Here is a 13704-nt window from a genome sequence, read left to right as displayed (position 1 = left end):
ACTGTGTTGTTCCTGTTGCTGTGCGCCCTCGGGTCGCTGTGTTACTGGTTTTATTCGAAATGTGTGGATTGGTTTGAAAAAATCTGATGAAAAATGTTTACAGGACTGCTTATTCTGAGCATCGTCGGATTCGTCTATCTGATGTACGTGCTCGTAAAACCCGAAAGATTCTGATTGTCTGACCCCGAAAAAACGCAAATAAATGAATACCGAAATTTTAGGCGTTATCCTGCAATGGGTGGCTCTGGTGGTGCTTTGCTATCCGCTGGGACGCTACATTGCCAAAGTATACCGAGGTGAGCGCACGTGGCTCGACTTCATGGCTCCTGTCGAACGGTTCGTCTACCGCGTGTGCGGTATCGACCCCGCGCAGGAGATGGACTGGAAACAGTTTCTCAAGGCGCTGCTGATGGTCAACCTCTTCTGGTTCTTCTGGGGCATGCTGCTGCTGGTTTTCCAGGGCTGGCTGCCGCTCAACCCCGACGGCAACCCCGGGCAGTCGCCCGATCTGGCGTTCAACACCTGTATCTCGTTCATGGTCAACTGCAACCTGCAACATTACAGCGGCGAGACGGGGTTGAGCTATTTCACCCAGCTGTTCGTCATCATGCTCTTCCAGTTCGTCACCGCAGCCTGCGGCATGGCAGCCATGGCAGGTGTCATGAAGGCGCTGGCTGCCAAGACCACGAAGACCATCGGCAACTTCTGGGTGTTCCTTACCAAGAGCGTAACCCGTATTCTGATGCCGTTGTCGCTCGTCGTGGGTATCCTGCTCGTCATCAACGGAACCCCGATGTCGTTCGACGGCAAACAGACCATCACTACGCTCGAAGGCCAGGAGCAGGTCATCTCGCAGGGCCCTACAGCGGCCATCGTGCCTATCAAACAACTGGGCACCAACGGCGGCGGCTATTTCGGCACCAACTCGGCACACCCGCTCGAAAACCCCAATGCCTTTACCAACATCCTCGAGTGCTGGTCGATCCTGATCCTTCCGATGGCGATGGCCTTCGCGTTCGGCTTCTATACGCGCCGCCGTAGGCTCGCCGCATGGATTTTCGCCGTGATGCTCTTCGCCTATACCGCGGGCGTCGTCTTTTCGGTATGGCAGGAGACGGGCGGCAGCCGGCAGATCGACCGGATGGGTATCGCGCAGGAGCTCGGTTCGATGGAGGGCAAGGAGATCCGCATCGGTTCGGCGGCTTCGGCCATGTGGGGCATGACGACGACCGTCACCTCGAACGGGTCGGTCGACTCGATGCACGATTCGCAGACCCCGCTGAGCGGTATGCTGCAAATGCTCAACATGCAGATCAACTGCTGGTTCGGCGGTGTCGGCGTGGGATGGATGAACTACTTCGCATTTCTTATTATCGCGGTCTTCATCAGCGGCCTGATGGTGGGCCGTACCCCCGAGTTCCTCGGCAAGAAGGTCGAGGCGCGAGAGATGAAGATCGCCACGCTGGTCGTGCTGATGCACCCCTTCCTGATCCTCGTCGGCACGGGAATTTCAGCCGCCGTAGCCGCTGCCGACCCGGAGATCGGCTGGCTCAACAACCCCTCGTTCCACGGCCTGAGCGAAATGCTCTACGAGTACACCTCCTCGGCCGCCAACAACGGTTCGGGTTTCGAGGGGCTGGCCGACAATACGCCGTTCTGGAATATTTCGACCGGCATTGCGCTGATCATGGGGCGTTATTTCCCGATCGTGGGGCAGGTCGCCATCGCCGGGCTGCTCGCTTCGAAGAAATATATCCCCGAAAGTGCCGGTACGCTCAAGACCGATACGGGAACCTTCTCGCTGATGACTTTCGCCGTCATCATCATCGTCGCTGCGCTCTCGTTCTTCCCTGCGCTGGCACTGGGCCCGATCGCCGATTACCTGACTTTCTAAAATGTTACGACTATGAAACGAAACAGAAATAATTCCTTGTTCGACCGTACCCTGCTGCGCCAGAGCCTGCGCGCCTCGTTCCAGAAGCTCGACCCGCGCAAGATGGTCAAGAACCCCATCATGTTCACCGTCGAAGCCGTCACCTTCGTCATGTTGCTGCTGATCGTGTGGATTGCCGTGACGGGCAATACCTCGCAGGGGTCGCTGCTCTATAACGTCGTGGTCTTCCTGGTGCTTTTCGCCACGGTGCTCTTCGCCAACTTCGCCGAGGCCATTGCCGAGGCGCGCGGCAAGGCGCAGGCCGACTCGCTGCGCAAGACCCGTGAGGAAACCCCTGCCAAGCGGATCGACCCCGACGGACAGTCGCATATCGTGAGCAGTTCCGACCTCAGGCAGGGTGACCTCTTCGAATGCGTCGCCGGTGACACGGTCGCCGCCGACGGCGAGATCGTCGAGGGGCTCGCTTCGATCGACGAGAGCGCCATCACGGGCGAGTCCGCCCCTGTGATCCGCGAGGCGGGCGGCGACAAAAGTTCCGTCACGGGCGGTACCAAAGTGCTTTCCGACCGCATCCTGGTGAAGGTTACGGCGCGTCCGGGCGAAAGTTTCCTCGACAAGATGATCGCCCTCGTGGAAGGCTCCTCGCGCCAGAAGACGCCCAACGAAATCGCCCTGACCATCCTGCTGGCAGGCTTTACGATCGTGTTCGTCATCGTCTGCGCGACGCTCAAGCCCTTTGCCGATTACGTCGGCGCCAACATCACCGTCGCGGCGTTCATCTCGCTGTTCGTCTGCCTGATCCCGACCACCATCGGCGGCCTGCTTTCGGCCATCGGCATCGCCGGTATGGATCGTGCGCTCCGCGCCAACGTCATCACCAAGTCGGGCAAGGCCGTCGAGACTGCCGGCGACATCGACACACTGCTGCTCGACAAGACCGGTACGATCACCATCGGTAACCGCAAGGCCACGGGCTTCTATCCGGTCGACGGGTTCGGTGCCCGGGAGTTTGTCCGGCTGTGCGTCCTCTCGTCGGTGTCCGATCCGACGCCCGAAGGCAAGTCCATCGTCGAACTGGGTGCCGAGCAGGGCATCAAGACCGATCCCCTGCAACTGGTCGGCGTGCACATGGTGAAGTTCACCGCCGAGACCAAGTGCTCGGGTGTGGACATGCCCGACGGCCGCCGTATCCGCAAGGGCGCTTCGGAAGCGATCCTGCGCATGTGTGCCGAGGCGGGGCACGAATGCCCCGCAGGTATCGAAGCCACCGTGCGCCGTATCTCCGAGAACGGCGGAACGCCGCTCATCGTCTGCGAGGACGAGCGGATCAGGGGGGTGGTCGAATTGCAGGACATCATCAAGACGGGTATCCGCGAGCGTTTCGAGCGTCTGCGCAAGATGGGCGTGAAAACCGTGATGGTGACGGGCGACAACCCGCTGACGGCAAAATACATTGCCGAACAGGCAGGCGTCGACGACTTCATCGCCGAAGCCCGCCCCGAGGATAAACTCGAATACATCCGCCGCGAGCAGCGGGCCGGTAAACTGGTCGCCATGATGGGCGACGGCACGAACGATGCCCCGGCGCTGGCGCAGGCCGACGTGGGCGTGGCGATGAACAGCGGTACGCAGGCCGCCAAGGAGGCCGGCAACATGGTCGACCTGGACAATGACCCCACGAAACTGATCGAGATCGTCGAGATCGGCAAGCAGCTCCTGATGACGCGCGGTACGCTGACCACCTTCTCGATCGCCAACGACGTGGCCAAGTATTTCGCCATCGTCCCGGCGCTGTTCATCGCCTCCATCCCTTCGTTGCAGGCTCTGAACATCATGCACCTCGATTCGCCCGAAAGCGCTATCCTGTCGGCCGTGATTTTCAACGCGGTCATCATCCCGCTGCTGATCCCGCTGGCGCTGCGCGGCGTGACGTACAAGCCGATCGGGGCTTCGGCCCTGCTGCGCCGCAACCTCTTCATCTACGGGCTCGGAGGTGTCATCGTGCCGTTCGTGGGCATCAAACTGATAGATATGTTGGTAAGTGTATTCTTTTAACGTGTTGCAATTATGAAAAACCTTTGGATTTCAGTGAAGATAACGCTGGCAATGTGCCTGTTGCTCGGCGTGGGATATGTACTCGTGCTGCGCGGGGTTTCGGCCCTTGCGGGCCCCAACGGCGGGCAGGCCGAAACGCTTACGCTCGATGGCCGGGTCGTCGGCGCCGCGAACGTAGGCCAGCAGTTCACCGGCGGGCGCTATTTCTGGGGGCGTCCCTCGGCCGTGGATTACAACGGCGGCGGCTCGGGCGGCAGCAACAAGGCTACGACCAATCCCGAATACCTGGCCGATGTGGAGCAGCGCGTGCAGGATTTCCTCGCGGCGCATCCTTACCTCTCCCGCGGAGAGGTGCCTTCGGAAATGGTGACAGCCAGCGGTTCGGGCCTCGATCCCGACATCTCGCCCCGCGGGGCGCAGGTGCAGGTGCGCCGCGTCGCCGCGGCCCGCGGGCTCGACGAGGCCGTCGTGCAGCGGCTGGTCGACTCGCTGACGCAAAAACCGTGGCTGGGGCTTTTCGGCACGGCGAAGGTCAACGTCCTGCGCCTGAATATCGCGCTGGAAACCCTGCAACCGAACGTCACGGCCTCGGCCGGTGTCCGGCAGGCCGGCGGGTGCGGGGAGGGTGTATCCCCGGAAAACTAATGGAAACTACATGAAACGGATATGGAAAAGAAAACTGAAAAGGATAAATATATGAAACGCTGGATCGTAATTCTGCTAACCGCCATGGCGGTAATGCTCACCGTCGACCTCTGTGCGCAGGATAGGCAGCGCGGTGTGGAAATTTCGGGTGGCACCGACCTCGTGAGCGGCTATGTATGGCGCGGTGTCTGGGAAGCGGGCGTGAGCCTTCAGCCCACGCTGGCACTGGCTGCCGGGAATTTTTCGGTGACCGCCTGGGGTTCGGTCGATTTTGCGGCGACCTCCTACAAGGAGATGGACTTGACGATGGCTTATGCCCTCGGCCCCGTGACTTTCTCGCTGGCCGACCTTTACTGGGAAGGCGGCGCCGGTGACCGGGGCACAATCAGTCGTAACTATTTCCGTTTCGGTGCCGACTCCCCGCACCGTGTCGAGGCTGGGATAGCCTGGTGCATCTCGCCCAGGGTGCCCCTGACCCTGGCATGGAACACGGTACTGTTCGGCGCCGCGGATGTCGATGCCGCCGGCGACCGTGCCTATGCCACCTACATCGAGGCATCCTATCCTTTCGCCGTGAAGGGCATAGATATGAAGGCCGGCGTAGGCGTCGTACCGTGGAACGCCGTCGGCACCTATGGCATCGACCGCGATTTCTATGTGCAAAACGTCTTCGTCAATGCAGCGAAGGGCTGGACGGTAGCGGGGTCGTTGCAACTGGGACTTTTCACTTCGCTGAGCTGGAACCCGGCGGCCGAGGACGTTAATTTCGTGGGCGGAATATCGTTCCGCATGTGATTATGGACAAGGAAGGCAGTGTTCAGCGGTTCCTGGATCTGATCCGCCGCTCGCACCGGGGCAAGTTCAAAATCTACATCGGCATGAGTGCCGGGGTGGGTAAGAGTTACCGCATGTTGCAGGAAGCGCATCAGTTGCTCGACGCAGGCGTGGACGTCTGCATCGGATTTATCGAAACGCACGGCCGTGCCGAAACGGAAGCCCTCGTCGCAGGGCTTCCCCTCGTGCCGCGCCGCAGGCTCTTCTACAAAGGCAAGGAACTCGAGGAGATGGACACGCAGGCCATCCTGAACCTGCATCCCGAGATCGTGGTCGTGGACGAACTGGCGCACACCAATATCGAAGGCAGCGGCAATCCCAAGCGCTGGCAGGACGTGATGCAACTGCTCGATGCGGGGATCAGCGTCATCACGGCGGTCAACATCCAGCATATCGAGGGGCTGAACGAGTCCGTGCAGGAGATTACGGGCGTCGAGGTGCACGAGCGCGTGCCGGACAGCGTGCTGGCCATGGCCGACGAAGTGGTGAACATCGACCTCACGGCCGACGAACTGATCGACCGCCTGAAGGCAGGCAAAATCTATAAACCCGACAAGGTCGCTGCGGCACTCAACAATTTCTTCACGCAGGAGAACATCCTCCAACTGCGCGAACTGGCGCTCAAGGAGGTGGCGCTGCGCGTGGAGAAGAAGGTCGAGAACGAGGTCGCCGCAGGCGACAAGTGCCGCCACGACAGGTTGCTGGCCGTCATCGACTCCTCGGAAAAGCGGTCGCGCCGCGTGATCCGCAAGACGGCGCGCATGGCCACGCACATCAACACCTCGTTCGTCGTGCTCTACGTGCAGGGCGACCGCGAGGCCGCCGACCGGATCCCGCTGGCCAACCAGCGTTACCTGATCAACAACCTGAACCTCGCCACGGAGCTCGGCGGCGAAATCCGCCGGGTGCATTCCAACCGTCCGGTCGAGGCGATCCTCGAAACCTGCCGGGAACAAAAAATCAGTATCGTCTGCGTCGGGCGGCCCGAATTTTCATTATTTTCGCTGCTGAAGAACGCGATCGTGCTGCGCAGCCTGATCGGCCGCCTGTCGCGTATGAACATCGACCTTTTTATTATGTCATGACTATGAAAATACAAGGGAGGCTTACCCTGGGCATTGGCGTGCTGTTCGCCATGATCCTGTTGCTCGGCATCCAGTCGGTCAGCTATGTCCGCCAGCTTTCGCGCGCTACGGGCACCATCCTGGCCGACAACTATAATTCGCTGCAATACGCCGGGGACATGCTCCGTTCGCTGAACGACATCGGCCAGGATTCCGTCTCGCGGCACGCCCTGCGCCAGAGCCTGGCGCTCCAGCAGCAGAACATCACCGAAGTCAGCGAAAAGGAGCTTACGGCGGCCTTGCAGCAGCATGTCGCCAGCCTGAGCGACCCCGTCACCGAGGCCGAGATACAGACCGTGCGTGCCGACCTCTACCGCATTATGGAGGTGAACATGGCGGCCATCCGGGCCAAGAGCTCGCAGGTCGAGGAGCGTGCCGACTATGTCATGTGGTGGCTGATCGTCGTGGCCGCCCTGTGCGCCCTGGTAGCGGGCGCCGTGCTGGTGTGGTTCCCGCGGATGGTGCTGCGCCCGATCGACGAGCTGAAGAAGGGGATCAAGGAGATCGCCAGTCATAATTACGGCAAGCGGCTCGACTTCACGGGCAACCGCGAGTTCGAATCCGTCGCCGAGTCGTTCAACAACATGGCGGCCAAGCTCGACGAGTACCGCCGCAGTTCGCTCGACGACCTGATGACGGCCAAGACGCGGATCGAGGCGATCGTCAATTCGCTCCACGAACCGATCATCGGTCTCGATCCCCGGAAGACCATCCTCTTCATGAACCGCGAGGCGCTGTCGGTGCTCAACCTGCCCGAAACCGTCATCGGGCGCGATGCCGCCGAGGTGGCGCTCGCCAACGACCTGCTCCGGCGCCTGCTGCGCGAGCTTTACGGCGAGAAGAAAAACGCCGGGCAGGAACCGCTGAAGATCTATGCCGACAACAAGGAGAGCTATTTCCAGATGGAAGATACGCCGCTCTACATCATGCCGGTCGGCAGCCGGGAGCAACAGTTCGTCGGCAACCTGATCGTCCTGAACAACATCACCAAGTACAAGGAGCTGGACTCGGCCAAGACCAATTTCATCTCGACGGTTTCGCACGAGATGAAAACTCCCATCTCGTCGATCCTGATGAGCCTGCAACTGCTCGGCGACAACCGTCTCGGGCAGCTCAACGAAGAACAGAAACAACTCGTGGGCAGCATCCGCGAGAGCAGCGACCGCCTGTTGAATATCACGGGCGAATTGCTCAACATGACGCAGGTCGAGTCCGGGAAACTCAGGCTCATGCCCAAGGTCGTGAAGCCTGTCGAGCTGATCGACTATGCGGTCAAGGCGACACAGGTGCTGGCCGAGCGTTTCCGCTGCTTCGTCGAGGTGGAGTATCCCGAGAAGATTTCGAAACTGTTCGTCGACAACGAAAAGATCGCATGGGTCATCACCAACCTCCTCTCCAACGCCATCCACCATTCCCCCGAGAATTCGCGCATCATCGTCGGGGCCGTGCAGCATGAAAAGGCGGTCGAGATTTTCGTGCAGGATTTCGGACGGGGCATCGACCCGCGTTACCATAAGAGCATTTTCGAGCGTTATTTCCGCGTGCCGGGTACCAAAGTGCAGGGCAGCGGGTTGGGGCTGGCCATCTCCAAGGAGTTTGTCGAGGCGCACGGCGGTACGATCTCGGTCGAAAGCGGGATCGGCAAGGGAAGCCGCTTTTCGATCCTGTTGCCGGCATAGCGCCCTGCCGGGGAGGCCCCTCACAGCGCGCCGAAGCCGCAGGCATCGTGCCTGCGGCTTCCCCGTTTTCGTTTGCCCGGACGGAATTGTCCGGTGTGGCGACGGCAGGCGGCAGCGGGAAAGAAATAAAATTCGCATTTTCCCCGGCTTTCTCCGTATTTATTTATTTTGCCTGTTGCAGACGGCCAATTACCGTAGAAAAAAGCTTGTTTAAAGTAAAAATTATTATCTTTGCGGGAGTACAGCACCAAACCAAATAATCATTGCGAATTATGGTCGATTCTTTTTTGGGACAAGCCGAAGAAGGCAATAAAACCGCTCTGCTGAAACTGCAGTTGATCGGACACTACATCATGGGAGGGGATTTCAGTATCACGGATCTGAGCCATGAAATGAACCTGTCGGTGCCGACGGTCACCAAACTGGTCAGCGAACTGATCGAAGAGGGCTTCGTGCACGATTTCGGGAAGCAGGGCACTGCCGGAGGGCGCCGGCCCAACATCTACGGACTGAACCCTTACGCGGGTTATTTCGTCGGTGTCGACATCAAGAAGGACATCATCACCCTGGCGATCATCAATTTCAAGGGGCAGGTCGTCGACATGCGCGATTGCGTGCCGTTCGTCATGGAAAATTCGGTGCAGGCGCTCGACCGGTTATGCGACGTGGTCAACGGGTTCATCGCCAAGAGCAAGATCGACCGTGCCAAGATTTTTTCGGCCGGCTTCAACCTCTCGGGGCGGGTCAATTCCAAGACGGGGTACAGTTACAGCTATTTCTTCGTCGAGGAGGAGCCGCTCACGATGCTGCTGGAGAAACGCCTGGGCTGCAAGGTCTATGTCGAGAACGATACCCGGGCGATGACCTACGGGGAGTACATGTGCGGTGTGGGTAACAACGAGGATACGATGATATTCGTCAATGCCAGCTGGGGTTTGGGCGTCGGGCTGGTCATCGACCGCAAACTGTTCTATGGCCGGTCGGGATTCTCGGGCGAGTTCGGGCATTTCCCGCTGCTCGACAACGAGGTGATCTGCCGGTGCGGCAAGCGCGGCTGCCTCGAAACCGGTGCCTCGGGCTCGGCCGTGCACCGTATATTCATGGAGAAGCTGGCGCAGAAGCGTGTTTCGATGCTTTCCGACAAGTACAATCGCGGCGAACAGATCCTGTTGGAGGATATTCTCGAAGCGCTGGGACAGGAGGACGTGCTTGCCATCGAAGTCATGGAAACCGTCGGGCATACGCTCGGCAAGGCCATGGCGGGGCTCATCAACCTCTTCAATCCCGACCTCATCGTGCTGGGCGGGACGCTGGCCGTGGCCAAGGATTATATCATGTTGCCGCTCAAGAGTGCCATCAATAAATATTCTCTGCAACTCGTGAATAAGGATACTACCATAAAACTCAGTAAGTTGGGTGAAAAAGCCGGGGCCGTGGGCGCCTGTATGCTGAGCCGTAGCAAGATGCTGGGGCTGATGTAGTCCGGAACCAAAAAAATTAGCTATAAAGAGAAGTCCGTAGCCTTACGGACTTTTTTTTATACCCGTTATTGTCCGATATTACCTGTCACAAATGTTTTTTTTGGTCGATTAGAATAAAAAAGACTATAATATTGCCTCATTGTAAATTTATTTATTATATTTGCATAGAAAAACGATAAAATTTACTTTATTTTATGCAAACTATAAAATCCCGTCTGATATGAAAACTTCGAGTCGAAGGAATTTTCTTAAGAAAGTAGCTGTGACGGCGGCTTCGGCTGTCGCCGTCCCCGGACTGGTCAAGGCAGCTTCGGAGTTGGGTGCAGAAGGGATGGACGATGCCCTGGCCGCATCCGCTCCGGGGCACGGCGGGCTGATCGTCCCCAAGGGGGAGGGGTTGCGCATCACGGGTACGTTCCTCGACGAAATCTCGCACGACATCCCGCACCAGAACTGGGGCGAGAAGGAGTGGGACGCCGATTTCCGCCATATGAAGTCGATCGGCATCGACACGGTGATCGGGATTCGCTCGGGCTACCGCAAGTTCATTACCTACCCTTCGCCCTACCTGCTCAAAAAAGGGTGTTACATGCCGTCGGTCGACCTGCTCGACCTGTTCCTGCGCCTGGCCGGCAAGTACGGCATGAAGTTCTACTTCGGGCTTTACGACTCGGGCGAATACTGGGACACGGGCGACATGTCGCATGAGGTCGAACATAACAAATATGTAATCGACGAGGTGTGGAACATGTACGGTCGCAAATACGAGAGTTTCGGCGGCTGGTACCTGAGCGGCGAGATCAGCCGTGCCACCAAGGGTGCCATCGGGACGTTCCATGCCCTGGGCAAGCAGTGCAAGGAGGTTTCGGGCGGGCTGCCCACCTTCATCTCGCCGTGGATCGACGGCAAGAAGGCGGTGATGGCCAGCGGGAGCAAACTGACCAAGGAGCAAGCTGTTTCCGTCGAGCAGCACGAACGCGAATGGGACGAGATATTCGACGGGATTCACGATGTGGTGGATGCCTGTGCGTTTCAGGACGGGCATATCGACTACGACGAGCTGGACGCGTTCTTCGCGGTCAACAAACGCCTGGCCGACAAGTACGGCATGCAATGCTGGACCAACGCCGAGTCGTTCGACCGCGACATGCCCATCAAGTTCCTGCCCATCAAGTTCGACAAGCTGCGCATGAAGCTCGAAGCCGCCAGGCGTGCGGGCTACGACAAGGCCATCACGTTCGAATTTTCGCATTTCATGAGCCCCCAGTCGGCATACCTGCAGGCGGGACATCTCTTCGACCGTTACAAGGAATACTTTAACATCCGTTAGCCGATGAAATCACAGACGAATACGGGATATGTGGCATTCCTGTCACTGGTAGCCGCCATAGGCGGGATTTTGTTCGGGTACGACACGGCGGTCATTTCGGGTACGATATCCGGTGTGGCCTCGCAGTTCTCGCTGGACGCCATGCAGCAGGGATGGTTCGTCGGGTGTGCGCTCGTCGGTTCGATCGGCGGCGTGGCCGTGGCCGGTGTGCTGAGCGACCGTTTCGGGCGCAAGCTGACGATGTTGCTGTCGGCCGTGCTGTTCACCGTTTCGGCTGTCGGCTGTGCCGTCAGCGCCGACTTCATCCAACTGGTCGTTTACCGCATCGTGGGCGGCGTGGGCATTGGCGTGGTGTCGATCGTTTCGCCGATGTATATTTCCGAGGTCGCCGTGGCACGCTGGCGCGGGACACTCGTGTCGCTTTACCAGCTGGCCATCACGGTCGGGTTCCTGGCGGCCTACCTCGTGAACTTCCAGATACTCAAATCGGCCGAAACGGCCGTCTACGCCTCCCCGTGGATGCAGAAGATATGGGTTACGGAGTTGTGGCGCGGCATGTTCGGTGCCGAAACGCTGCCGGCGTTGCTCTTCTTCACCGTTATATTCTTCATTCCCGAAAGCCCCCGCTGGCTCGTGCTGCGCGGCCGCGACGTGCGTGCGCATGCCGTGTTGCAGCGTATCTACCGTTCGTCGGAAGCCGCCGACGAGGAGATCGCTGCCGTACACGGCACGGCTTCCGCTTCGTCGAAGTCCGAATGGCGCGTGCTGTTCGAGCCGGGTATCCGCAAGGCGGTCGTCATAGGCGTTTTCATCGCCATCCTGGGGCAGTTCATGGGCGTGAACGCCGTGCTGTACTACGGCCCGACGATCTTCGAAAATGCAGGGCTGTCGAGCGGCGATTCGCTCTTCTCGCAGGTGCTCGTGGGTGTGGTCAACATGCTGACCTCGGTGCTGGCGCTTGTCATCATCGACCGCGTGGGACGCAAACAACTGGTCTACTGGGGTGTGTCGGGCATGATCGTTTCGCTGCTCTGCATCGGGTTCTATTTCATGTGCGGCGCGGCGCTGGGATTACCCAGCGTATTCCTGCTGGTGTTCTTCCTGGCCTATATTTTCTGCTGCGCCGTTTCGATCTGCGCCGTGGTGTGGGTGCTGCTCTCGGAGATGTATCCCACCCGGGTGCGCGGGCTGGCGATGTCGATCGCCGGGCTTGCGCTGTGGGTGGGCACCTACCTCATCGGGCAGCTGACGCCGTGGATGCTCGAAAACCTTACGCCCGCCGGCACGTTCTTCCTCTTCGCGGCGATGTGCGTCCCCTATATGTTGATTATCTGGCGTGCCGTTCCCGAAACCACGGGGCGCTCGCTTGAAGAAATAGAGAAATACTGGCAAAAAAATGAATAACACGAATAATGAATCCGGTGCTGTGCGCATTCAGGCCGGAGACCTCCGTCGTCTGGATCACCTCCGGGACATCAATTTAACAACCGACACTATGGATTTTCAGAAACTGGCCGGCGAGTATAAGTCGGAGCTGCTGGACAGCGTCCTGCCGTTTTGGCTCGAACACTCCCAGGATAAACAATACGGGGGGTATTTCACCTGCCTCGAACGCGACGGCAGCGTCTACGACACCGACAAGTTCATCTGGCTGCAAGGCCGTGAGGTGTGGCTTTTCTCGATGCTCTATAACAAGGTGGCGAAACGCCCCGAGTGGCTCGAGTGTGCTTTGCAGGGTGCGGAGTTCCTGAAGAAATACGGCCATGACGGCAATTACAACTGGTATTTCTCGCTCACGCGCGACGGCCGGCCGCTGGTCGACCCCTACAACATTTTCTCGTATACCTTCGCCACGATGGCCTTCGCGCAGCTGGCCATCGCCTCGGGCGACGCCGGGTATGCCGCCATCGCCAAAAAGACTTTCGACCGGGTGCTCGAGAAGCGTTCGAACCCCAAGGGCAAGTGGTGCAAGGCACATCCGGGGACGCGTCCGATCAAGGATTTCGCGCTGCCGATGATCCTGTGCAACCTGTCGCTCGAAATCGAGCAGCTCATCGACAAGCAACTCATCGACGAAACGATCGAAACATGCCTGCACGAGGTGATGGAGGTCTTTTACCAGAAAGACCTCGGGCTTATCGTCGAGAATGTCTCGGCGGAGGACAATTCGCTGGTCGACTCCTTCGAGGGACGCTCGGTCAACCCGGGGCATTCGCTCGAGGCGATGTGGTTCATCATGGACTTGGGCAAGCGGCTCGGTCGTCCCGAACTGATCGACAAAGCCGTGAAGATTGCGCTTTCGACCATCGAATACGGCTGGGACAAACAGTACGGCGGCATATTCTATTTCATGGATCGCCTCGGGCGTCCGCAGCAGCAGCTCGAATGGGATCAGAAACTGTGGTGGGTGCATATCGAATCCGCGATTACGATGATCAAGGCCTACCAGCTGACGGGCAACAAGGAGTGCCTCGCGTGGTTCCAGAAACTGCACGATTACATGTGGACGCACTTCAAAGATCCGAAATATCCCGAATGGTTCGGTTACCTCAACCGCCGCGGGGAGGTACTCCTCCCGCTCAAGGGCGGCAAGTGGAAGGGGTGTTTCCATGTTCCGCGCGGACTTTACCAGATATGGCAGATCCTCGAACAATGCAAATAG

Annotated in this window: 11 protein-coding genes; all 11 read left to right on the top strand. The window is 58.9% G+C overall.

What is annotated here, in order from left to right; genetic code table 11:
* The first annotated feature begins 93 nt into the window (after positions 1-93).
* Positions 94-174: a potassium-transporting ATPase subunit F gene (locus DW189_RS14780; protein ID WP_055202329.1), complete on the top strand. Its 81-nt coding sequence runs from the start codon at positions 94-96 to the stop codon at positions 172-174.
* A 28-nt stretch (positions 175-202) separates the two neighbouring features.
* Positions 203-1894: a potassium-transporting ATPase subunit KdpA gene (gene kdpA / locus DW189_RS09125; RefSeq protein WP_055202331.1), complete on the top strand. Its 1692-nt coding sequence runs from the start codon at positions 203-205 to the stop codon at positions 1892-1894.
* 12 nt (positions 1895-1906) lie between these two features.
* On the top strand, positions 1907-3949 hold the full coding sequence (kdpB, locus tag DW189_RS09120; protein ID WP_055202333.1) for a potassium-transporting ATPase subunit KdpB: 2043 nt from the start codon (positions 1907-1909) through the stop codon (positions 3947-3949).
* Between the two features lie 12 nt (positions 3950-3961).
* Entirely contained in the window at positions 3962-4594 is a 633-nt protein-coding gene (gene kdpC / locus DW189_RS09115; protein ID WP_117507689.1) for a potassium-transporting ATPase subunit KdpC, read from the top strand.
* A gap of 21 nt (positions 4595-4615) precedes the next feature.
* A complete protein-coding gene (locus tag DW189_RS09110) occupies positions 4616-5389 on the top strand; it encodes a hypothetical protein (RefSeq protein WP_232045426.1) in 774 nt (257 codons plus the stop codon).
* A 2-nt stretch (positions 5390-5391) separates the two neighbouring features.
* On the top strand, positions 5392-6513 hold the full coding sequence (locus DW189_RS09105; RefSeq protein WP_022333923.1) for a sensor protein KdpD: 1122 nt from the start codon (positions 5392-5394) through the stop codon (positions 6511-6513).
* A 2-nt stretch (positions 6514-6515) separates the two neighbouring features.
* Entirely contained in the window at positions 6516-8231 is a 1716-nt protein-coding gene (locus tag DW189_RS09100) for an ATP-binding protein (protein ID WP_117507688.1), read from the top strand.
* A 272-nt stretch (positions 8232-8503) separates the two neighbouring features.
* Entirely contained in the window at positions 8504-9712 is a 1209-nt protein-coding gene (locus DW189_RS09095) for an ROK family protein (RefSeq protein ID WP_117507687.1), read from the top strand.
* Between the two features lie 220 nt (positions 9713-9932).
* Positions 9933-11042 (top strand): DUF4434 domain-containing protein, encoded by a 1110-nt coding sequence (locus tag DW189_RS09090; RefSeq protein WP_117507686.1) that lies wholly within the window; start codon positions 9933-9935, stop codon positions 11040-11042.
* A 3-nt stretch (positions 11043-11045) separates the two neighbouring features.
* A complete protein-coding gene (locus DW189_RS09085) occupies positions 11046-12446 on the top strand; it encodes a sugar porter family MFS transporter (RefSeq protein ID WP_117507684.1) in 1401 nt (466 codons plus the stop codon).
* 91 nt (positions 12447-12537) lie between these two features.
* Complete coding sequence (locus DW189_RS09080; RefSeq protein ID WP_117507683.1) at positions 12538-13704, top strand: AGE family epimerase/isomerase; 1167 nt, start codon at positions 12538-12540, stop codon at positions 13702-13704.

The sequence above is a fragment of the Alistipes sp. AM16-43 genome (assembly GCF_003435745.1).
Taxonomy (GTDB): Bacteria; Bacteroidota; Bacteroidia; order Bacteroidales; family Rikenellaceae; genus Alistipes; species Alistipes onderdonkii.
The sequence above is the reverse complement of the archived record's forward strand: the minus strand, read 5'-3'. Positions and strand labels throughout refer to the sequence as shown.